Source organism: Amycolatopsis sp. NPDC003861, assembly GCF_053605405.1.
In genome coordinates this window covers 17,589-39,020 of the sequence record NZ_JBSGJD010000068.1, presented here as the reverse complement: position 1 = coordinate 39,020, position 21,432 = coordinate 17,589, and the positions used below count along the sequence as shown (strand labels likewise).

Genomic DNA, 21,432 nt, shown 5'->3' with positions numbered 1-21,432 from the left:
ACAGTAATGTGTTGTCGAGTTGACTGGTACTAATAGGCCGAGGACTTGCCTACAAAGATGTTACGCATCCACTCTACAGCTCTGAAACACCACACCGGGTGTGTTGTTTCGTAGTGTTTCGGTGGTTATAGCGTCAGGGAAACGCCCGGTCCCATTCCGAACCCGGAAGCTAAGCCTGACAGCGCCGATGGTACTGCAACCGAAGGGTTGTGGGAGAGTAGGACACCGCCGAACTTACTTGAACGGAAGGCCCCGGTCGAGAACCCCACGGTTCTCCCGGGGCCTTCCGCTATTCCCGGGCCGGCCGCCGGAGCAGGTACGTGTCCATGATCCAGCCGCGCCGCTCCCGCGCCTCCGCCCGCACCTCACGGATGTGCGCCGCCAGCGCCGGGGTGAGCGGACCGGACAGCAGGATCTCGTCCGGCGTGCCGATGTAAGCGCCCCAGAAGATGTGCAGGCCCTCCGACGTGAAGCGGTCGAACGTCGTGTGGGCGTCCAGCAGCACGAACACGTCGTCGACGCCCTCCGGCCAGCCCGTCGCCAATCGGCGGCCGGTCGTCAGCTGGACCGCGCGGCCGATCTGGTTCATCGTCGTCCGGTGCCGGGCCACCAGCGCCGAGATGCTGCTGATGCCGGGGACGACCTCGTACTCGAACTCCACGTTCCCCCGGGCCAGCACCGCTTCGATCAGCGCGATCGTGCTGTCGTACAGCGACGGGTCGCCCCACACCAGGAAGGCGCCGGATTCGGCGGGCCCCAGTTCCGAGCGGATCAGGTCCTCGTACACCGCCGCGCGGGCCGCGTGCCAGTCGGCGACCGCGGCCCGGTAGTCCGCCGGGGTCCGGTCACGGGGCGGGTCCTCCGCCAGCACCACGCGGTAGCCCGGGCGCGTGACGAACCGGTCGAGGATCTCCTGCCGCAACCGGACCAGGTCGCTCTTCTCCGCCCCCTTGTCGAGCACGAAGAACACGTCGACGCGGTTGAGCCGGTCGATGGCCTGCACCGTCAGGTGCTCCGGGTCGCCGGCGCCGATCCCGATCGCGTAGATCTTCCGCATGCCGGGAGTGTGCCGGGGGCGATCGGTGAACCCCTACCCCCGATGGGTATAAAGGAAGGAGAGCGAAAGGAGCGGGAGATGGCCGAAGCGACCTACACCGTCGAGGGCATGACCTGCGGGCACTGCGCCACCTCGGTCCGCGAGGAGGTCTCCGAGATCGACGGCGTCCAAAGCGTGGACGTCGACGTCGAGAGCGGCCGCGTGACCGTGACCAGCGACGCACCGCTGACCACTGACGCGGTCTCCGCCGCCGTCACCGAGGCCGGCTACCGCCTGGTCGCGTGAACTCCACCGAGGTGCCGGCCGCGGCCCGCGTCGAGCTCGCCATCGGCGGGATGACGTGCGCGTCCTGCGCGGCTCGCGTCGAGCGGAAGCTCAACAAGGTCGACGGCGTGACCGCGACGGTCAACTACGCCACCGAGAAAGCCCAGGTCAGCTACCCGAGCGGGCTGTCAGTCGACGACCTCAAGGCCGTTGTGGAAGCCGCCGGCTACTCGGCACGGCTGCCCGAGCCCGAGGCGCCGGATGACACACGCGAGCTGCGCAAACGTTTGCTGGTGTCTGCCTCGCTCACTGTCCCGCTGGTCGTCGTCGCGATGGTCCCCGCCTGGCAGTCCGCGGCCTGGCCGTGGGTGTCGCTCGTCCTCGCCGCCCCGGTCGCGACCTGGGGCGCGTGGCCGTTCCATCGCGCCGCCGCGGTCAACCTGCGGCACGCCACCGCCACGATGGACACGCTGATCTCACTCGGCGTCGTCGCTTCCGTGGCCTGGTCGCTGTACGCGCTCGTTTTCGGCGACGGCCACCACCACCTGTACTTCGAGGTGGCCGCCGCGGTCACCACGTTCATCCTGGCCGGCCGCCACTTCGAAACGCGGTCGAAGCGCCGGGCCGGCGCCGCCCTCCGCGCCCTCATGGACCTCGGGGCGAAGGACGTCACCGTGCTGCTCGACGGCGAAGAGCACCTCGTCCCGATCAAGGACTTGCCGGTCGGTGCCGTCTTCGTGGCCCGGCCCGGCGAGAAGATCGCCACCGACGGCGTGGTCACCGAAGGCGGGTCGGCGGTCGACACCAGCATGCTGACCGGCGAGTCGGTCCCGGTCGAGGTCGGTCCGGGCGACGCGGTCACCGGTGCCACCGTCAACGTCGGCGGGCGGCTGCTCGTGCGCGCCACGCGCGTCGGCGCGGACACCCGGCTGGCGCAGATGGCGCGGCTCGTCGAGTCGGCGCAAAACGGCAAGGCCGAGGTCCAGCGCCTGGCCGATCGGGTCTCGGCGGTGTTCGTCCCGGCGGTCGTCTTCGCCGCGCTGGCGACCCTCGTCGGCTGGCTGGCGACCGGTAACTCGGCGGACGCGGCGTTCACCGCGGCCGTGGCCGTGCTGATCATCGCCTGCCCGTGCGCGCTCGGCCTCGCCACGCCGACGGCACTGCTCGTCGGCACCGGCCGCGGTGCGCAGCTGGGCATCCTGATCAAGGGGCCCGAGGTGCTCGAGTCGACCCGGCGCGTCGACACCGTCGTGCTCGACAAGACCGGCACCGTCACCACCGGCCGGATGACGCTCGTCGAGGGCGACGGCGAGGTGCTCCGGCTCGCGGGCGCCGTCGAGGCCGCTTCCGAACACCCGATCGGCCGCGCCATCGCCGACGCCGCCCGCGAGCGCTTCGGCGCCTTGCCCGCCGTCACCGAATTCCGCAGCACGCCGGGTGTCGGCGTGGCAGGGGTGGTCGAAGGACGCGTCGTCAGCGTCGGGCGGGCGCCGGGTGGTGACGTGACCACGGTCGGGGTGACCTGGGACGGCGAGCTGCACGGCACGCTGGCCGTCGCCGACACGATCAAGCCGACGTCCGCGCGGGCCGTCGCCGAACTGCGGCAACTCGGCCTGGAGCCGATCCTGCTGACCGGTGACAACGCGGGCGTGGCGCGGGCGATCGCCGCCGAAGCCGGGATCGGCGAGATCGTCGCCGAGGTGCTGCCCGAGGGCAAGGTCGACGTCGTCAAGCGGCTGCAGGCGGAGGGCCGCGTGGTGGCGATGGTCGGTGACGGCGTCAACGACGCGGCCGCGCTCGCGCAGGCCGACCTGGGCCTGGCGATGGGTACGGGCGCCGACGCGGCCATCGAAGCCGGCGACCTGACGCTGGTGCGAGGAGACCTGCGGGCCGCGGCCGACGCGATCCGGCTGGCCCGCCGCACCCTCGCCACGATCAAGGGGAACCTGTTCTGGGCGTTCGCCTACAACGTGGCGGCGCTGCCGCTCGCGGCGCTCGGCCTGCTCGACCCGATGATCGCGGGGGCGGCGATGGCCTGCTCGTCGGCCTTCGTGGTGAGCAACAGCCTGCGGTTGCGCCGGTTCCGCTGACACCCCGGGAGGGTATAGTCGGGGTGAGGAATGCCGACGACGGGACAGGTGGGCGATGACGGGTTACGGCACCGAGCGGGAAGCCTATCTGAAGCGCCTGCGCCGGATCGAGGGTCAGATCCGCGGGCTGCAGCGCATGGTCGAGCAGGACAAGTACTGCATCGACATCCTGACCCAGGTCTCCGCGGCGACGAAGGCGTTGCAGTCGTTCTCGCTCGAACTGCTCGACGAGCACCTGGCCACCTGCGTCGTCCAGGCGGCCGCGGCGGGCGGCGAGGAAGCCGATCTGAAGGTCCGGGAAGCTTCGGACGCCATCGCGCGGCTGGTGCGGTCCTAGCGGACCAGCACGGCCAGGGTGAGGCCGCCCGCGTTCGTCGTGAAGTGCACGATCACCGACGCGAGCACGCCCCGGCCGAGGTGGCGCCACCAGTGCAGGAAGATCCCGGCGACGCCCGCCGCGGCCATCGCCAGCACCTGCAGCACCACCACCGGCGTCGAGCCGAACACGGCGTGCACGGCGGCGTTGCGGCCGATGGCGAGGGCCGGCAGCGCGTGCCAGAGCCCGAACAGCGCGGCCGAGCCCAGGATCGGCGGCCAGCACCACCGGTCGTCGTCCGCGCCGAACAGACCGGGCAGCACACCGCGGAACGCGACCTCCTCGATCAGGACCGTGCCGAACAGGATCCGGCCGCAGGTCAGCCACAGCAGCTGCGCGAAATCGGGGTCGCCGACGCGGCCGTCCTGGTAGACCGTGCGCAGCGACGGCACGGCCAGCGCGATCCCGAAGACGACCGCCACCGAAGCCGCGCCGGCCAGGCCGGCGAGCGCGGGACGCCGGAGCCGGCTCAGCCCCAGGTCCGTCCACGAGCAGCCGGCCGCCCGGCCCAGCGCGACCAGCACGAGCGCCGCCACCAGCCCGCACACCGGGTACGCCCAGCCGGGCAGCACGCGGTTGGCCAGCGTGGTCGACGCCGCGAGCGTCATGACCGCGGCGACCAGCGCGAACACCCGCCGCGGGGGGAACGGCGCGGCTCCGGTCAAGGACCGGCTCCCGCGGTCCCGGTGAAGCCGCCGTGGGGACTGCCGACCGTCACGACGTCCTGACCTGCGCCGATGCCGCGGCGCAGGTCAACCTACCGCGTCGGTGAGGTCGTCCGCCGGTGACCGGCGCTGGATCGGCACTCTTTTCGACATCGGCAGGGTGGCTTCCGGGTCGAACGACGCGAGACGGTCGTCGAGGGCGACGGCCGCGTCGGCCAGCAACGCCCGGCAGCCCGTCAGGCTCGCCTTGACCTGGTCGCGGACCTCCGCGAGGGCCGTGACCTCGCGTTGCGCCGCCTCGACCAGGGATTCGCCGTGCTCGGTCGCGTCGGTGACCAGCTTCTCGGCCTTCTCCCGGGCCGCGGCCAGCTCGGTTTCCGCGGTCGTGACCAGGGTTTCGCCGTGCTGCCGCGCTTCGGCGACCAGCTGGTCGGCCTTCGCTCGGGCGGCCGCAGACTGCTCGGCCAGCTCGCGCATCGCGTCGGCGCGGCGCACCGTCATCGCGCGGGTGTGGTCCTCCTCCAGCTGGGCACGGCGGTGTGCCGCGGCCTCGTCGAGTTCCTTGCGACGCTGCTCGGCCGCGCGCAGGAGTTCCTCGTGCTCGGCGCGCTGCCGCTCGCGTTCGGCCTCCGCCTCGGCGACCAGCCGGCGTTCCTTCTCCGTGAGCCGGACGGCCTCCGCCTCGGCCTCCCGGCGGATCCGCTCCGCGGTTTCCGTTGCCGCCGCGGTGATTTCGGCCGCTTCCTCGCGGGTCAGCTCGATCATCCGGCGGGAGCGCTCCTGCAGGGCGTCCGCGGGGATCGGGGTCATGCTGATCCGGTCGATCTTGACCCGCAGCTCGTGGTTCTCCTCGGCGAGCGCGGTCCCGCGGCGCCGCGCGGAGTCCCGCTCCGCGGTGAGTCTGCGGATCTCGGCCTCGGCCCACGCGACGTACTCCGCGACCTGGGCGCGATGAAAACCGCGCCACGCCAGGTCGAATCCGGGCTGCGTGTTCGCCACGTCCTCGCCGCCGCCGGGGGCCATGCCTCACCTCCGAATTGGATGGTTTCTCCTGGGCCGCACGTTTTCCTTGCGGCACCGGGGGTTTCCGTGTGCACCCCAGTGTGCCGCAAACCCGCCTCCGCGCGCTGCCCGGGCGGCCGATCATTCGTCGAGCGGTTCTCCGAGACCGGTGGACGTGCTCCGGACGGCGGGCAGCTCGGCCAGTTCGGCGGCCAGGTCGTAGAGATCACCGCGGCCGTCCAGGCGCAGCGTCACGACCGCGATCCGTTGCCCCTCTTCGGAAACGGATTCGTGGTCGACCTCGACGTGGTGCACCGCCCACCCGCGCCCGGTGCACACGGCCAGCGCCGCGCGCAGCACGCCGTGGCCGTCGAGGTAGCTCAGCCGGACCACCGGTGGTTCCCGGCGGTGCCGGGCCACGAACCGCTGCAGCGGCGGGAAGCCCCGGGTCACCACGAAATGCCCGATCGTCGTGCCGGCCGCGAGCACCGGCAGCCCGGCCCCGCACGCCGTGCCGACCGCGGCGGTCAGCCAGATCGTCGCCGCCGTGGTCAGCCCGCGCACCGCGTCCCGGCGGACGAAGATCAGCCCGCCGCCGATGAAGCCGATGCCGGAAACGATCTGGGCGGCGATCCGCGACGGGTCGAGCGAGACGTGCTCGAAGCCGAGCAGATCGGCGAAGCCGTACTTCGACACCAGCATGAACACGGCCGAGCCGACGCCGACCAGGCTGTGCGTCCGCAGCCCGGCGGCCTTCATGCCGGCCTCGCGTTCGAGCCCGATGGCGACGCTCAGCACGAGTGCGAGCAGGACCGGCGGCAGCAGGCTCCACTGGGCCGACGTGGACCACAGGGTGGGCAAGTTCGTGACCTCCAGGGTTTCCGGTGGCCGGCAAGCGGGGAGAACCGCGGCGCCGTCACCTGGGCATACTGGGCCGGACGCCCCCGATCGTGCCAGGCGAGGAGGACTCGTGACAGCGAGCCTGCCGGTTCCGGACTTCGTGGCCTACCGCGCCGTGCGCCGCGGCGTCCGCGACCTGCTCGGGGGACGGCCCGGCGCGGGGTTCCACCGGGTCCCGGCATGTCCGGAGTGGACTGTCACGGACCTGCTCGGCCACCTCACGGCGATCGCCGGGCGGGTCCTGGCGCGCCACGGCGGCGGCCCGGTGTCGTCGGCCGGGGCTGTGGCGGTGCCGGAGCTGCTCGACCACTGGGACGACGTCGGCGAGGAGCTCGACCGGCGGCTCGAGGACGCGGGCGGGCGCAGTGGCGCGGTGATGGTGATGGACGCCTACACCCACGAGCTGGACCTGTGCGCGGCCCTCGGCGTCGCGCCGCCGGAGGACCACGCGGCCGAGGCGCCGAGCTTCGAAGTGCTGGTCAGCGGACTGTCCGGCGCGATCACGGCACGCCGGTTGCCGTCGCTGCGGCTGTGCACGACGTCGGGTGCGGAGTGGACGGCAGGTGCCGGCCGTCCGGCGGCGACGGTGACCGCGCCCACCCACGACCTCTACCGCTCCCTGGCCGGACGACGGTCCCTTGCCCAGCTCGCGGCCCTGGCCTGGAGCACGGCGCCCGAGCCGTGGCTGCCCGCGTTCGGCTGGGGGCCGTTCGCGCCGCCCGCCCGGCCGGGCGTCTGACGGGCGGCGGGGCTCAGCCGGACGGCGGGGTGACCGTCAGGAGGGCGGCCAGGGCCAGCACCACGACGCTGAGCAGCACCTCCACCACCACTGCCTGGCGCAGGCGGCGCAGGTCCGCCGTCACCGTCTTCGTCGCGCCTTCCGGCGGTGCCGCCGGGGTCTGGCTCCGGCGCACCGCCCGGCGGGAGCGGCTCGCCACCGCCAGCAGCACCGCGAAGCCCGCGATCTTCAGCAGGACCAGCAGGCCGAACCGGGTCGTCCAGAGGGACGGCAGCGACGGCATGATGCGCAGCGCCAGCACGGCGCCGCTGACCGCGATGGCCGTCACCGCTCCGCCCGCGATGCGGGAAAAGCGCGTCGCCACGGGAACCAGGTCCTCGTCGGCCGCCGGGCGGTGGAGGCACAGGGCCAGCTGGGCCAGGCCGCCCGCCCAGACGGCGATCGCGCCGAAGTGCACCAGGTCCGCCGAGACCGAGACGAACATGATCGGGTCGGTGACCGGGTGGCCGGTGGCCGAGAACGTCAGCAGCACGAGGAAGCCGGTCACCACGGCCAGGTTCTCGTAGCGGGAGCGCAGCCGTTCCGGCAGGTCCGGCCGCAGCAGCCGGGGCAGCAGCAGCGCCAGCACGGCCACCGCGGCCAGCCGGAGCAGCAACAGCTTCCCGTAGGCGACGCGCAGGGTGTCCGCCAGCAGCCGGGTCTCGAACACCGCTTCGAGGTTCCGCCCGGCCGCGTACGGGCCCTGCAGCACGAACGCCGCGACGGTCGTCGCCGCGACGAGGCCGGCGCCCCAGCGCAGCAGCCGCCGGGAACGGGGGTCGGCGCGGGCCGCCGGACGGCACAGCACCACGAACGCCAGCCCGCCGAGCAGCACGACTCCGAGGTAGGCCAGCCAGCGCACGCCCGTCGACACGGCGTCGACGGCCGCGTCGGTGCCGGTCGCCGCCGACACCGCGCCGGCCGACGTCACCAGCGGCCCGGTGCCCACCACGAACGCGAAGGTGCCGCGCACCGGGTGGGAGTCGGCCGAGACGAAGGCGTATTCGACCAGGTAGCTGCCGTCCGGCAGGCCCGGCTTCAGCCGCACCGCGAGCTGCTCGGCGACGTCGCCGGGCTGGAACACCGGCCCGGTGTCGGCCTGCGTGCCCGCGAGGTCGACGACCTTGATCGACCCGGGCTGGATCCCGACGTTCTCCGAAAGGGTGACCGACACCAGGGGCGGCGCCGCGCTCAGGCGGGCGCCGTCCCCCGGGGCCGACGAGACGATCTCGACGTGAGCCGAGGCCGGGACGGCGCCGAGCACCAGCCAGCCGGTGAGGAAGGCCAGCAGGGCCAGCGCTCGCTTCACGACGCGGCGAGGGCGGCCTTCGGCAGCCCGCAGACGCAGCCGCTCAGCTCGTGCTCGGCGACCGAGGCCCGCCGGTGCAGGACGACCGCGACGATCATCGGGATGGTGACGATCGTGTTGTAGAACAGGTGCAGCTCCACCCGCGGCACGAGCAGCTGGATGATGCTCGTGGGCACCTTCTGCCCGGCCAGCCGCCAGCCCGACTGCGCCTGGATGAACAGCAGCAGGTGCTCGATGTGGTGCCAGAACTGGATGGCGAGCGCGAGGTTCCACCACTGCCGCGACCGGCCGGCGAAGCCGTATCGCAGGATCCACAGGAACACCAGCATCACGAGCGCGTAGCCGTAGTGCAGCCATTCCTGCGAAATGAGCCACGGGAACGGCATCCCGAGCACTCCCCGCGCCCGCGAGGTGGGCCACCCGAACCCGTAGATCTGCACGGCTTGGACGATGTGCTCGGCCCAGTGGGCCAGCACGATCACCATGAACACGGCGAGGGCCCGGTTGTGGTACTTCCCGTTGAGCGTCCCCAGGAAGCCGGCCGGCCGAACGAACTCGGAGGTCGACATGCAAGTGCCCCTTCTCGAAGGACCGAATCTCGGCTTTCCGACGATAAAGCTCCCGGCGGCCCGATCCGTTACTCCGGATTGCCCATTTCGCCCGCCCGCACCCCGGGGCGGCTCAGTGCAGGGTGAGGCCGTCGGAGAGCTCCGGCTTCGGGGGGATCCGGAACAGCTTGGTGAACAGCTCCAGGTGCGCGAACTCGCCTTCGATCCTCACCCGGCCGGACGCGATTGCCTCGGCCGCGGTCAGGTTGCCGTTGAACAGGTCGATCAGCACCGGCCCCTGCGGCTCGATGACGATGTCCGCCGAGGGGTGGTCGCCGCTGCTCACCTTCAGCGTTCCGTCGTCGATCATGGCGTGGACGATCAGCGAGTCGCTGTGGCGCACCACGTACGTCACGTGCACGCCGCGCGCGGCTTCCTCCTGGAACGTCGTGTAGAGCGAGAGGATGGCGGCGTCGGTGGTGAAGACGTCGTCGCCCTTCGGGTGGCCGAGCGAGCGCGCGCCCCACAGCCCGAGGTCCAGCAGGATGTGGTCCAGTTCGCTGCCGTACTCGGTGAGCTCGTAGACCAGGCCGGCGTCGAGCTGCGGCAGGACGCGGCGGCGGACGACGCCGGCCTGCTCCAGCTCGTTGAGCCGGGACGACAGGATGCTCGCCGGGATGCGGGGCAGGCCTCGCTGCAGGTCCGTGAAGCGCTTCGGGCCGAGGATCAGGTCGCGGATGACGAGCATGGACCACCGCTCGCCGATGATTTCGAGAGCACGCGCCAGTCCGCAGAACTGTCCGTAGGTGCGTGTGGTCGTCATACTCGGTCCTCACTGTGGGTCGCATCGGACGCTCGGGATCCAGGTTGACGACCCGCTCGGCCGCCGGGCCAGTGCGGTGTGCACGCCTTCGCTGTGGAATTCACGGGAAATGTCGTGCGTTTCGCATCCCGGGCAGGTGTGCCGCGCACTGGCCGCAGGTCCGGCCGCCGGAGAAGAATCCGGGTTCTCGGATTGTGCGCACCGGCGGCAGGGAGTTGAAATGAGTGGATCGGCCGTGCACCCCGCCTTCCACCCGTCGACGTCGCACGCGCGCGGCCGCGTGCTCGGCTTCAAACGGCACCTGCGCGCCGAGGTCAGCAACGGCAACGGCGCCTACCTGTTCTCCGAACGCGGGGTCATCGCGATACGGGGCGCCCGCATCGAATCGCTCGCGCCGCTGCTGGACGGGACGTGGGCATTGGCCGACGTGCTCGGTGCGCGGCCGGACGGGATGGCGCCCGAGGAGGTCGCGGCGCTGGTGGCCCAGCTCGTCGAGGCGGGCCTGGTGGCCGTGCGCGAGGCGGCCGGGCCCGGGGCCGACGAACGGGAGCTCGCCTTCTGGGACGCGTGCGGCATCGACGCCGGCGAGGTCGCGGCCGGCGACACCCGCGGCAGCATCCGGCTGATCGCGGTCGGCGAGGACGTCGACACGCGGCCCGTCGAGGAGGCGCTGGCGGGCGCGGCCCTCGACGTCGTCGGCGGGACCGGCGAGCCCGACCTGAGCGTGGTGCTGTGCACCGACTACCTCGACCCGCGGCTGGGCGAGGTCGACGCCGAGCACCGCCGCACCGGACGGCCGTGGCTGCTGGCGCGCCCGTTCGGCGCCCAGGTCTGGATCGGGCCGGTGCTGCGGCCGCACGAGTCGGCGTGCTGGCTGTGCCTGACCAACCGGCTGTGGGCCCACCGGCACGCCGAAGCGTGCGCCCAGGAGGTCCTCGGTCACGTCGGCCCCGCGCGCCACCCCGCCGCCGCGCTGCCGCCGCTCACCGCGGCGGCGGCCCACCTGGTGGCGCTGGAGGCCAGCAAGTGGCTGGCCGGCTACCGCCACCGCGGCCAGGAGAGCGTCTGGGTGCTCGACACCCTCAGCCTGCAGGGCGAGCTGCACGACCTGCGCCGCCGCCCGCAGTGCCCCGGCTGCGGGGACGCCACGCTCGTGACCCAGCGGTCCGCCCGGCCGATCGAGCTGCGGGAAGCCCGGAAGGCCACCTCGGGCGGCGGGGGGCACCGCACCGCGACGCCGGCCCAGATGCTCGAGCGGTACCGGCACCTCGTCAGCCCGGTCACCGGGATCGTGAAGGCGGTCCGGCCCGACCCGGCGGCGCCGCCGTTCGTCAACGCCTACCGGTCGGGGACGAACATCGCCCGCGCCCTCACCGGCGTCGTCGGGCTGCAGGCCGGACTGCGCGGGGAGAACGGCGGCAAGGGCGTCAGCCCCCTCGACGCCGAGGTCGGCGCGCTCTGCGAAGCGGCGGAGCGCTTCTCCGGCAACTTCCAGGGTGACGAACTGCGGATCCGGGCCTCGTTCGACGACCTCGGCGCGGAGGCGGTCCACCCCAACGACTGCATGCTGTTCGCCGAGCGGCAGTACCGGGAGCGCGCGGCCTGGAACGCGGCGCACGGACTGTTCCAGCACGTCGGCGCATCCTTCGACACCTCGGCCGTGATCGACTGGACCCCGGTGTGGACGCTGGCGGGCCGGCGCCGCCTCCTGCCGACCGGGTTCCTGTACTACGGCGCGCCCACCGGCTGCGGGATCGGCGGCCTGCGCTCGGACTCCAACGGCGCGGCGGCCGGCAGCAGCCTCGAGGACGCCATCCTGCAAGGCACCCTGGAGCTCGTCGAACGGGACGCCGTCGCGTTGTGGTGGTACAACCGGACGCCGGTGCCGGGGGTGGATCTCGCGTCCTTCGGCGACCCGTGGCTGGAGGAGATGATCGGCGGCTACGCGGGCATCGGCCGCGAGCTGTGGGCGCTCGACGTGACGTCGGACCTCGGCGTCCCGGTGGTCGTGGCGCTCTCGCGGCGCACCGACGGGCCGCACGAGCACGTCATCTTCGGCTTCGGGGCCCACCTCGACCCGCGGATCGCCCTCCGCCGCGCGATCACCGAGCTGAACCAGATGATCCCCGACGTGCTCCAGTTCGGACACGAGATCGACGACCCGGACGCGGCCCGCTGGCTCCGGTACGCGACGGTCGCCAACCAGCCGTACCTCCGGCCCGCCGCGGGCGTGCGGATGCGCGTCCCGGCGGACTTCCGGTTCGTCCACCGCCCGGACGTGCGCGACGACGTGGTGGCGCTGGGCCGGACGCTGGCGGCGGCCGGCACGGAACTGCTCGTGCTCGACCAGACCCGGCCCGACGTGGGGATCCCGGTGGTCAAGGTGCTCGCGCCGGGGCTGCGGCCGTTCTGGGCCCGCTACGCGCCCGGACGACTGTTCGACGTTCCGGTGCGGCTGGGCAGGCTCGCCGAGCCGACGCCGTACGAGCGGCTCAATCCCTTCCCCATCTTCCTCTAGCACCCTGGAGTGCTCCGGAAGAGCACTTCACCCCTCGCGTAGGAGCACCCGTTGACCGCCGACAGCCCGGAGGGACGCGCCGAAACGATCCGGTTGCTGTCCCTGACCGAGGACACCCTGCTCGAAGCCGCGGACGACGGGACGCTCGTCGCCGTCACGTGGTGGGGGGAGTACGAGTTCCCCGGCACGCCCGAGGAAGTCCGCGCGTCGCTCGACCGGATGGTGCTCGGCCCGGTGACCATGGCCAACCTGGCCGTGGCCGGCCCGGACGAGTCGCGGGTGTCGCTGCGGAAGGTGCTCGCCCGGCTCTCCGGTTCGGTGGTGCACTCCCTCGCGCTCAACGACGGCCAGGGGCCGTTGCTGTCGGCGATCCCGGTGACGCAGAACCCCGCGTTCCCGGTCGGCCCGCTGCCGGCGGCGCGGCGCGTCCGGCTCTCGCGGTTCACCTCGCTGCGCGCCGACGGTGACACGCTGCTCGCCGAGTCGGCGGGAGCGCGGTACAAGGTCGCCTTGTCCAGCTCGCCCGCCGTGGTGATCGCGTCGTCGCTGGCCGCGCCGAGAACGGTCGACGAGCTGGCCGGGACGGCCGGGGTGCCCTCGGCCGTCGTGGCCGACGTCCTGTCCTTCCTGGTCGCCGCCGGGGTGGTGCTGCTCGCCCGGCCCGACGGCGGGTTCGCCGAGTCCGGCGGGCCCGACCTCGGTGTCTGGTCGCCGGACGACCTGCTGTTCCACACCCGCAGCCGGACCTGGCAGAAGGGGGCGGCGCCGGATCCGGACGCGGCTCGCGAGCTGCGCGAGCCGCCCGTGGTCAAGCAGGTCACCGCGGGGCCGACGTTCCCGCTGTACCGGCCGGACCCGGCCGTGCTGGCGGCCGGGGACCCGACGCTGACCAGCCTGCTCGAGCGCGACCACACCCGCCCGGAGTTCAGCGAGCGCGCCCTGCAGGCGCGGCAGATCGGCGAGTTCCTGTTCCGGGCAGCCCGGGTCCGCTCGGTCGGCCCGGCGCACCTGCCCGGCGGCCCGGCGCACGAGGCGTCGCAACGGCCGTACTTCAGCGTCGCCTGCCTGTACGAGCTCGAGATCTACGTCGGCATCAACCGCTGCGACGACCTGACCCGCGGGATCTACCACTACGACCCGCTGTGGCACACGCTCACCCTGATCAACGACGACCTCCCGGTCCTGGACGGCCTGCTGGACATGGCGATGGTCGCCGCGGGCGGCCACGCCCGGCCGTCGGTGCTGCTGACGATGACGGCCCGCATGTCGCGGATCGCCTGGGTCCTCGGCGGGGCGGCGTACGCCACGACCCTGCTCCACGTCGGGGCGCTGCAGCAGGTGTTCTCCCTCGCCGCGAAGGCCATGGGGCTGACCGCGCACGCCGTGCCCGTGGACGCCGGCGACCGCGTCGACCGGGCGCTGAAGCTGGAGTGGCCCGCCGAGGTCAGCGTCGGCGAATGTGTCCTGAACTTGCCCGGGTGAGCCTGCGGCCGGAACGCCCGGATCGCGGTTCCGGCTGTTAGATTTGCCGGGCGGACGTCTGGGGAGCTTCCGCGAGGGGGCAACTGGGGAGGCGCAGCGGTGGATTCGGCAGCGAAACCGGCCGGTCCGGCGGGCCGCCCGTTCCCGCTGCGGCCGGGCCGGGTCGCGCACGCCGGCGGCTGCGTCGCCATCGGGCTGCTCTGTCTCCTCACCTCGCTGCCGGAGGCGGCGGACCGGGCGGTGGTCCTGGCCGCCTGCGGGTGCGGCGGGGCGCTGGTCCTGGTCCACCTGGCCGCGTTCGGGGGCGGACGCACCCGGTTCCGTGGCACCGCGCTGGCGCTGCAGGCCGTGCTGGGCCTGGCCCCGGTGCTGGAGTTCGGCGCGGCATGGGCCGAGTTCAGCTGTTTCTTCCTGGGCAGCCTGCCGCTGGTGGCCCGGCTGCGCGTCGCCGTCCCGGTGCTGGTGCTCGTGACGGCCGGGGCCGGGGCACTGGTCGCCGGGCCGGCGGCCGTCGCGGACGGCCTGCGAGCCGCGTTGCTCACCGCGGTGACGGCCTTCGCGGTGTTCGGGCTCGCGTGGCTCGCCGGGGCGGCCGCCCTGGACGAGGACGGCAGGCGGGAGATCGCCGCCCAGGTGGTCGCCGAGGAACGCCGCCGGTTCTCCCGGGACACCCACGACCTGCTCGGCCTGAGCCTCTCGGCGATCACGCTCAGGGTGGAGCTGATCCGGCGCCTGGTCGACGACCACCCGCAGGCCGCGCAGGCCGAGCTGGCCGAACTGCTCACGATCTCCCGCAAGGCGCTGGCGGACGTCCGGGCGATCGCGGCGGGGTCCCGGGAGATGTCGCTGGCGGAGGAGTGCCGGTCCGCCGCCTCGGTGCTGCGGGCGGCAGGCATCACGGTCGGCTTCGACGGGCAACTGCCGGCCGACCTGCCGTCGCCGGTGGCGACGACCTTGGCGGCGGTCCTGCGCGAGAGCGTCACGAACGTCATCCGGCACAGCAAGGCCGCCTGGTGCGACTTCTCGGTCGTGGCGGTGGCGGGCGCGGTGCGGCTGCAGGTGGCCAACGACGGGGTCCCGCCCGCCGGCGAAGACCCGCCCGCGGGCGAGAACCGCGGCTCCGGGCTGCGGAACCTCACCTACCGCGTGGAAGCCCTCGGCGGCGAGCTGTCGGTGGGGGTGCGGCCGGACGGGACGCACCGGCTGAGCGCGGTCGTCCCGCTGCGGGCACCGGCCTGGTGAACGGCGTCCGGAGCCGTTACAGCCATTCGGCTTCGGTGGCGATCCGGATCGCGTGGACCCGGTTGCGCGCGTTCAGCTTCGTCACGGACGCGGCCAGGTAGTTGCGGACCGTTCCGGGCGACAGGAACAGGTCCGCGGCGATGTCGGCCACGTTGCGGCCGCGGGCGGCCAGCGAAAGGATCTCCAGCTCGCGGGGGGTGAGTGGGCAGTCGTCGGCTTCCCAGGCGGACAGGGCGAGCTCGCTGTCGATGACGCGGCGGCCGACGGCCACCGAGCGGACCGCGTTCGCCAGCTTGTCCGAAGGCGCGTCCTTCAGCAGGAAGCCGTTCACCTTGGCGTCCAGGGCGCGGCGGACGGTGCCCGGCCGGCCGAGGCTGGTGAGGATCAGGGTGTGGCAGTCCGGCAGGCTTTCGTGGATCTCGGTGGCCGCCGTCAGACCGTCCTTCCCGGGCAGATCGATGTCGATGACGGCGACGTCCGGATGGGCCGCCTTCGCCGCGGGGAGGATCTCGTCGCCGGAATCGACTTCCGCGACCACTTCGATGTCGGATTCGAGGTTGAGCAAGGCGACGAGCGCGCCGCGGACCATATCCATGTCCTCGGCAAGCAAAACTCTGATCACGGTGTGACCTCACTTCCCCCAGCGGGATGTCTCCCCGTGAGAATGGTACGCCACCGGATCCCGCCGGAAGGCAATTTCCGCCGCCCGGAATGCCGGCGATCGGCGCCGTCCCCACGACGCGCGATCGCCGGCCGGAAGCCCGGCGTGACGGCCTTCCCCGGTTCGGCGGACTGTTCAGACCGCCACGGGCCGCCGGCCGGCCGACGGCCGCAGGTCCGGCAGCGCCAGCAGCACCGGCGGGTCGAAGCTGTGGCGCGGCCGCAGCCGTACGTCGGCCAGCACGGCGGTGACCCCGCGGTGCACCGGCACCGGGCCGGTGAGGCCGGTATAGGGCCGTGGCCCGCGGTCGTCGTCGTAGCCGGCGGCGAAGGTGTGGGCGATGACGTACCAGGCGCCGGGCGGCACGTCGGCCAGCGCGTACGGTCCCGGCCCGGACAGGATCGCGTACCGCGCGGGACGGCCTTCGGTGATCTTCGCCGGGAACAAGCCGACGAATACGGGGCCGGCGGTCCCGTACGGGCAGCGGACGTTCCCGCGCAGCGTGCTGCCCGAGGGGGCCTGGTCAGCGCGTTCGGGGACCCGCGGCGGCAGGCCCCTGGTCTGCCGGTAGCCGCTCGGCGACAGCCCCACGCTGCCGCTGAAGCGGGCGCTGAAGGTGCCGACGCTGTTGTAGCCGACCTGGTGGCTGATGTTGGCCACGGAGATGCTCGTCGTCGCGAGCAGCCGTTTGGCCTCGGCCAGCCGCAGCGCCGACAGGAACCGGCCGGGGGAAAGCCCGGTCGCCCGCAGGAACACACGGGTGAAGTGGAACTTGCTGAACATGGCGGCCCGGGCGAGGTCGTCGACGGTGAGCCGGTCGCCCAGGTGGTCCCGCATGGTCGTGATGGCGCGCGCCATGGCCTGTCGTACGACCTCGTCCATGGTGGCCCTCCTCCCGTCGCCTGGCGTCGGTAGCCGCGTTCCCCGGTGAAACGCGTGGCCGCCGGCGGAATGCTTGTCGAAAAGAACTCTAGGTCGGACGCTGTCTACTTCTTAAGTGCTCAGTGCACCATTCCGGATGGGTTTCGCACGGGCCGGACATGCGTTTTGCATATGGCTCGCCTGCCGCGGTTTGCGGCGGCCCGGCCGGGTATGTCCTCCGATGGATGGCCGTGCGTTCCCGTCGCGTATCGCGGCGGCGCGAACGCGAAAAGTGAGCGAAACGGCGTTATCCGGTCGTTCGCTGCCCTCTGCTACTCCATTCGGGCGCAGTCGCCGGACTGCGCGGAGCAGACATAAAGCACATATCCCCGGTGATCTGGACACTGGTTCCCGGCGGTCCGCGAGTGGACTATTTATGGCACGTGAAGCTTTCTACTTCGCCACTGGGAGATCTCAATGTCCGCACGTATTTCCGCTGACGTCCGCGCGCTTTTCGTCGACCTGGGAGTCGAGGTCGAAGACGCCGATTCGATCGAGACCGGCCTCGTGATCGACTGTTTCGAACAATGGGGGAGCCGCGTCGACTCGAGGGTGTGCTTCTCCATCTGCGGGCCGAACCTCGAAGCGCTGCGCGACGTGGAACTCGCCGCCTGAGCCCGTTTCGGCTGCCGTCCACACTGGTCCGGGCCTGAGGGAGCCGGTCTCCCGGGTGCATTCGCCCCGGAGGCCGGCTCCCTCGGCGTGCGCCTGGCGTCCACTGGCGACAGTCGATGGGAAAATTTCCCACCATGCACCTATGCTTTGCTACCTCCGGTAGTCGTCCGAGCGCGTCCTGTTGTATTCGGATCGAATTGCTTCGAGGTCCACGTGCATTTTCCGAGGTGAACCCTCTTGGACCAACCGGGAGTCCCGCGGAAATGTTTAACTGAGGCCCTGGGGAGTTGTGAAGGCGGAGGCGCCTCGTGATCAAAGTGCTCGTGGCCGAAGACATGCACATAGTCCGGAGCGCGCTCGTGGCGCTGTTGCGGCTGGAGCCCGACATCGAGGTGGTGGCCGAAGTCGCTTCCGGGACCGAGATCCTTCCCGCGGCCCGGGCCAGCGAAGCGCACGTCGCCATCATCGACATCGACCTGCCGGGCAAGGACGGCCTCACCGCGGCCGGTGAGCTGCGCGAGCAGCTGCCGTGCTGCCGCACCCTCATCCTCACCGGCCTGGGCCGTCCGGGCACGCTCAGGCGCGCGCTGGACGCGCGGGTGAGCGGGTTCCTGCTGAAGGACGCGCCGCCGGGCGAACTGGCCCACGCGGTCCGCGGCGTCGCGGCCGGACGGCGGATGGTGGACGGTGACCTGGCCCTGGCGGCCTGGGACAGCGACGACTGCCCGCTGACCGGCCGCGAGCTCGACGTGCTGCGGCTGACCTCGCAGGGGTACGGGACGGTCGAGGTGGCGGCCCGGCTGTACCTGTCGGCGGGCACGGTGCGCAACTACCTGACGACGGTGGTGTCGAAGCTGGGGGCCCGCAACCGGGTGGACGCGATCCGGCGGGCCCAGGAGTCCGGCTGGATCTGAAGCGCCGGTCGCCCGGGAAACCGGCTCTCAGACGGGTACCACGGCGCGCAACCGGAACCGGCCGTCGTCCACCACACCGGCGGTGAGCTCGCCGCCGAGGTCGGCCACCCGGTGGGACAGGTTGCCGATGCCGCTGCCCGACGCGGTGCCGGGCCGCGCGGCTCCGTCGTCCGCCGGATCGGCCGGGGTGACCGGGCGCGGGCCGGACCGCTCGACGCCGTCGTTGACGATCTCGAGGCTGACTCCGCCGTCGACCCGGTGCAGGGCGATCTCGCAGGTCTCCACCCGGCTGTGCCGGAGCACGTTCGTGATGCCCTCCCTCAGCACCACCGCCAGTACCGTGCGGACCGGCGCGGGCAGCTCGTCCTGGAGCATCTCCATCCGGACCCGGACGTCGGCGGCGGCGAGCACGGAGCGGGCCGAGCGGGACTCGCTGTCCAGGGACAGCTCCCGGTAGCCGCTGGCCACCGAGCGCACGTCGGAGAGAGCCTGCCTGGTCAGGCCCAGGGTCTCGACCAGCTCCTGGGCCGCCCGGTCGCGGTCCAGTGGCAGCACCCTGGCCGTCAGCTCGCTCTTGAGCGCGATCGCCGAGAGGCTCATGCCGAGCAGGTCGTGCAGGTCGCGGCCGAAGCGCAGGCGCTCCTCGGCGACCGCGGTCTCGGCCAGCCGCCGCCGGCTGTGGTTGAGCTCGGCGACCAGCCGGACCAGCCACAGCATGCCGAACACGATGAGCCCGACCATCACCGTGCCGGCGGAGAACGCCACCGCGTAGAGGGCGTCATCGCCGGCCTGCCCTGCGACGTACTGGAGCCAGAGGTAGAACCCGGCGTTCGCGGCGAAGACCAGCCAGCCGGCGACCGGGGGCAGGACCAGCAACGCGCAGCCCATGAGCAGCGACGGCCAGCTCACCCAGTCCCGTTGCAGCGGCAGCATCGGGAGGTAGATCAGGCAGGCCTGGACGAACAGCATCGCGATGCTCTGGCCCGAGCGCAGCCGGGTGGAGGGGCGGTTGAAGTAGGCGAACTGCAGGGTCAGCAGCGCCGTCAAGGACCCGGCGACGAGCGCGATGTGCCAGCCGTTCGTGGTCAGCAGGAGCGCGTGCACGACGGCCATGAGGCCGAACAGGGTGAAGATGACCGGCAGGAGCACCCGGACCCGCCTCGACTCCGCGTCGGCCGGCTCGGTGGCGTCGTCGGTGGACGGCGGCTCGACCCGGTCCGGCAGCGGCAGCTCGACGAGCAGCCGGAACCGGCCGTCCTCGCCGATACCGCTGCGCACGGTGCCGCCCAGCGCGGCCACCTCGTCCGGCAGCCGGGCGAGCAGCTCGGACTCCGTGGGCAGGTCGTCGGGGCCCACGCCGTCGTTGACGATCTCCAGCGACACCCGGCCGTGCCGCTGCTGGACCGCGATTTCGCAGTGTTCGACGTCGCTGTGGCGCAGGACGTCGGTGACGCCCTCCTGCAGCACCTTGGCGAGCAGGGTGCGCGCCTGGACCGGCAGGTCGCCCTGGTCCAGGTGGATCCGCACGGCGATGTCGGAGGCGGTCAGCAGCGACTGGGCGGTGCGGAACTCCTTCTCGAGCGACACGCGGTAGCCGTGGGACACCGCGCGGACGTCGGAGAGCGTGCGCTGCGCGATGGCGGTGATCTCGGCCAGCTCGGCCTGGGCCTGCTCGCTCGACTTGCGCATCAGGCGGTGCACCAGCTCACCCTTGAGGGCGATGGCCGAGAGGCTCATGCCGAGCAGGTCGTGCAGGTCCCTGGCGAAGGCCAGGCGCTGCTCGGCGACCGCGCGGCGGGCGAGCTCGGTCCGGGCCAGGTGCAGCTCGCGGATCATCCGGGCGACCAGAGGAAGCTTGGCGAAGACCAGGCTGTACGCGGCGACGCCGAGGACGGTGTAAACCGACTCCAGCGGAGTGTCGTAGCGCAGCTCGATCCACAGCACCGCGGCGATGTTGAGGCCGAAGAGGGGCCACGCGAACCAGGCGGGCAGCACCAGCACCACCGCGCCGCCGAAGAAGACCGGCATCGCCGCCCACATGGCGTCGAAGGTCAAGACCGGCACGTAGCCCAGCAGGGCCAGCACGACCAGCAGGACCCGGCTGGTCGTCGTGTCGAGGCGGACCGACGGCCTGCTGAAGTGGAGCAGCTGGATGGCGAGGAGCAGCGCGACCGCGAGGATGGCGTAACCGGCCGCGACCGGGCTCACCGACTGGGGGATGAGGTCGGCGAGCAGCACGGCCCCGAAGCCGGCGACGACCACGGTGATGAGCGAGCCGGCGAGGTAGGTCGCCAGCTTGGGCCGCCGGTCGACCGCGCTCGTACCCCAGGGCACGGAAAGGGCGCCCGAGCGGTTCGAGTCGACGACCGGAGACATGCGCAACGGTCCTCCGGTGTCGTGGCGTTGCACGGAGTGGGTTCGGTGACCCGGGCTGAGCTCGGTCTGCATGCTTCCGGACAATCCTATCTCATCCTGTCGGCTCGTATTGCCAATCCGGCCCGAAGCAGGCCGCCCCTGTACTGCACGTAACCGTTGTCACCAAGCCATTCGGCCGTGACTGTGGCCGGATCGGCACAGTCGGTGAAGAGCGGCCGTGCCGCCGTGCGTCCGGCTCCGGCCGAACGTCCGGTCCGCTTCGCCAGCCGCGGCCCCGGCCCCGCGCGACACCGGCCGGCGCGAGGAAATCCAGGTACGGCACCGCGATCGAGCCGGTGTGCAGCACGGATCGCCCGTCCTGGGTGAAGAAGCTCAGGCCGGGATCGTCGTCGTCGTGCTCGGCGGGGCCGGTGCCCTCGAGGCGGCGCGTCGCCGGGAAGTCCGCGGCGAACCCGGTGTCCGGCGCCGGATACCCCGGCAGGTTCCCCCCGGAGTGCCTGCGGTACTGCTCGCTCTTCGTGTCGGGGGCGTGGGAAACGATTACCCGGCGGGTGTCCCGGGTGTACAGCGCGGCCGAAAGCTCTCCGGCGGAGGCGACGGCGGCGGGCCGGCTGCGATCGGGGACGGTGTGGTGCACCACGAGCCGTCGATGCCCGTCGAACAACTCGGCCAGGGTGACCGTGCCCGCGGGCCCGGCGAACCGGTACGCCCCGGCCGGCCCGGGGTGGGGCCTGCCGGGTCAGGCCGGGCAGCGCCAGTTCGGTCATGATCGCCTCCGGGGTGCGGTGTGCCGGTGCCCACCGCGCATTCTGCTCCCGGACGCCGGGCCGGGTCACCGGTTCGTGAGCGGGCAGAGCAAGATCGGAGACGCGGGCCGCCGGGCGCGGCCGC

The 21,432-nt window shown here is 72.4% G+C and carries 20 protein-coding genes and 1 rRNA gene; 10 read left to right on the top strand and 11 right to left on the bottom strand.

The genetic code is table 11. The features are described from left to right. The first annotated feature begins 117 nt into the window (after positions 1–117). A 5S ribosomal RNA gene (rrf, locus tag ACWEVN_RS18975) occupies positions 118–234 on the top strand. Between the two features lie 55 nt (positions 235–289). Here the strand turns inward: rrf and cobF are convergent. Further along, positions 290–1,057, bottom strand: coding sequence for a precorrin-6A synthase (deacetylating) (cobF, locus tag ACWEVN_RS18970; RefSeq protein WP_206795102.1), 768 nt, complete (start codon positions 1,055–1,057; stop codon positions 290–292). 78 nt (positions 1,058–1,135) lie between these two features. Between cobF and ACWEVN_RS18965 the strand changes: the two genes are divergently transcribed. The 3 genes from ACWEVN_RS18965 to ACWEVN_RS18955 are packed head-to-tail and all read left to right on the top strand — an operon-like array spanning position 1,136 to position 3,748. Continuing rightward, on the top strand, positions 1,136–1,342 hold the full coding sequence (locus ACWEVN_RS18965; protein ID WP_452052090.1) for a heavy-metal-associated domain-containing protein: 207 nt from the start codon (positions 1,136–1,138) through the stop codon (positions 1,340–1,342). Then, positions 1,339–3,411: a heavy metal translocating P-type ATPase gene (locus ACWEVN_RS18960; RefSeq protein WP_452052089.1), complete on the top strand. Its 2,073-nt coding sequence runs from the start codon at positions 1,339–1,341 to the stop codon at positions 3,409–3,411. The genes ACWEVN_RS18965 and ACWEVN_RS18960 overlap by 4 nt, the downstream gene beginning before the upstream one ends. 55 nt (positions 3,412–3,466) lie before the next feature. Next, positions 3,467–3,748 (top strand): metal-sensitive transcriptional regulator, encoded by a 282-nt coding sequence (locus ACWEVN_RS18955; protein WP_086678475.1) that lies wholly within the window; start codon positions 3,467–3,469, stop codon positions 3,746–3,748. Here ACWEVN_RS18955 and ACWEVN_RS18950 read toward each other — a convergent pair. The 3 genes from ACWEVN_RS18950 to ACWEVN_RS18940 form a co-directional block, all read right to left on the bottom strand. Further along, positions 3,745–4,395 (bottom strand): CPBP family intramembrane glutamic endopeptidase, encoded by a 651-nt coding sequence (locus ACWEVN_RS18950; RefSeq protein ID WP_452052091.1) that lies wholly within the window; start codon positions 4,393–4,395, stop codon positions 3,745–3,747. The genes ACWEVN_RS18955 and ACWEVN_RS18950 overlap by 4 nt on opposite strands. Before the next feature lie 144 nt (positions 4,396–4,539). Next, complete coding sequence (locus ACWEVN_RS18945) at positions 4,540–5,475, bottom strand: M protein (RefSeq protein ID WP_452052088.1); 936 nt, start codon at positions 5,473–5,475, stop codon at positions 4,540–4,542. Between the two features lie 120 nt (positions 5,476–5,595). Beyond that, positions 5,596–6,315 carry an MgtC/SapB family protein gene (locus ACWEVN_RS18940; protein WP_449687527.1) on the bottom strand — a complete coding sequence of 240 codons (720 nt, stop codon included), beginning with the start codon at positions 6,313–6,315 and terminating at the stop codon, positions 5,596–5,598. Positions 6,316–6,424: 109 nt separating this feature from the next. Here ACWEVN_RS18940 and ACWEVN_RS18935 point away from each other — a divergent pair, with 109 nt between their 5' ends. Beyond that, positions 6,425–7,093 carry a maleylpyruvate isomerase family mycothiol-dependent enzyme gene (locus ACWEVN_RS18935; RefSeq protein ID WP_449687528.1) on the top strand — a complete coding sequence of 223 codons (669 nt, stop codon included), beginning with the start codon at positions 6,425–6,427 and terminating at the stop codon, positions 7,091–7,093. Positions 7,094–7,106: 13 nt separating this feature from the next. Here the strand turns inward: ACWEVN_RS18935 and ACWEVN_RS18930 are convergent, their stop codons facing one another. The 3 genes from ACWEVN_RS18930 to ACWEVN_RS18920 all read right to left on the bottom strand — a co-directional run bounded on the left by ACWEVN_RS18930 (position 7,107) and on the right by ACWEVN_RS18920 (position 9,812). Continuing rightward, a complete protein-coding gene (locus ACWEVN_RS18930) occupies positions 7,107–8,441 on the bottom strand; it encodes a copper resistance CopC/CopD family protein (RefSeq protein ID WP_449687529.1) in 1,335 nt (444 codons plus the stop codon). After that, on the bottom strand, positions 8,438–9,010 hold the full coding sequence (locus tag ACWEVN_RS18925) for a hypothetical protein (RefSeq protein WP_449687530.1): 573 nt from the start codon (positions 9,008–9,010) through the stop codon (positions 8,438–8,440). Before ACWEVN_RS18925 ends, ACWEVN_RS18930 begins: the two co-directional genes overlap by 4 nt. 112 nt (positions 9,011–9,122) lie before the next feature. After that, entirely contained in the window at positions 9,123–9,812 is a 690-nt protein-coding gene (locus ACWEVN_RS18920; protein ID WP_449687531.1) for a winged helix-turn-helix transcriptional regulator, read from the bottom strand. 220 nt (positions 9,813–10,032) lie between these two features. Here ACWEVN_RS18920 and ACWEVN_RS18915 point away from each other — a divergent pair, with 220 nt between their 5' ends. The 3 genes from ACWEVN_RS18915 to ACWEVN_RS18905 all read left to right on the top strand — a co-directional run bounded on the left by ACWEVN_RS18915 (position 10,033) and on the right by ACWEVN_RS18905 (position 15,054). Then, positions 10,033–12,330 (top strand): TOMM precursor leader peptide-binding protein, encoded by a 2,298-nt coding sequence (locus tag ACWEVN_RS18915; protein ID WP_452052087.1) that lies wholly within the window; start codon positions 10,033–10,035, stop codon positions 12,328–12,330. Between the two features lie 51 nt (positions 12,331–12,381). Beyond that, positions 12,382–13,812 (top strand): SagB/ThcOx family dehydrogenase, encoded by a 1,431-nt coding sequence (locus tag ACWEVN_RS18910; RefSeq protein ID WP_452052086.1) that lies wholly within the window; start codon positions 12,382–12,384, stop codon positions 13,810–13,812. 99 nt (positions 13,813–13,911) lie between these two features. Then, a complete protein-coding gene (locus tag ACWEVN_RS18905; protein WP_449687535.1) occupies positions 13,912–15,054 on the top strand; it encodes a sensor histidine kinase in 1,143 nt (380 codons plus the stop codon). Between the two features lie 16 nt (positions 15,055–15,070). Here ACWEVN_RS18905 and ACWEVN_RS18900 read toward each other — a convergent pair whose 3' ends face one another. Next, positions 15,071–15,676, bottom strand: coding sequence for a response regulator transcription factor (locus ACWEVN_RS18900; RefSeq protein ID WP_449687536.1), 606 nt, complete (start codon positions 15,674–15,676; stop codon positions 15,071–15,073). Between the two features lie 174 nt (positions 15,677–15,850). After that, positions 15,851–16,597, bottom strand: coding sequence for a helix-turn-helix domain-containing protein (locus ACWEVN_RS18895; RefSeq protein WP_449687537.1), 747 nt, complete (start codon positions 16,595–16,597; stop codon positions 15,851–15,853). Positions 16,598–17,053: 456 nt separating this feature from the next. Between ACWEVN_RS18895 and ACWEVN_RS18890 the strand changes: the two genes are divergently transcribed. Then, positions 17,054–17,251, top strand: a complete 198-nt coding sequence (locus ACWEVN_RS18890; protein WP_449687538.1) for a hypothetical protein — start codon at positions 17,054–17,056, stop codon at positions 17,249–17,251. A gap of 308 nt (positions 17,252–17,559) precedes the next feature. Then, positions 17,560–18,165, top strand: a complete 606-nt coding sequence (locus tag ACWEVN_RS18885; RefSeq protein WP_449687539.1) for a response regulator transcription factor — start codon at positions 17,560–17,562, stop codon at positions 18,163–18,165. A gap of 27 nt (positions 18,166–18,192) precedes the next feature. Here the strand turns inward: ACWEVN_RS18885 and ACWEVN_RS18880 are convergent, their stop codons facing one another. Beyond that, on the bottom strand, positions 18,193–20,541 hold the full coding sequence (locus tag ACWEVN_RS18880; RefSeq protein ID WP_449687540.1) for a sensor histidine kinase: 2,349 nt from the start codon (positions 20,539–20,541) through the stop codon (positions 18,193–18,195). Positions 20,542–20,632: 91 nt separating this feature from the next. After that, the gene (locus ACWEVN_RS18875) at positions 20,633–21,205 is read right to left on the bottom strand and encodes a DUF899 family protein (protein WP_452052085.1); all 573 of its coding nucleotides are present in this window, start codon (positions 21,203–21,205) and stop codon (positions 20,633–20,635) included. Positions 21,206–21,432: the final 227 nt, after the last annotated feature.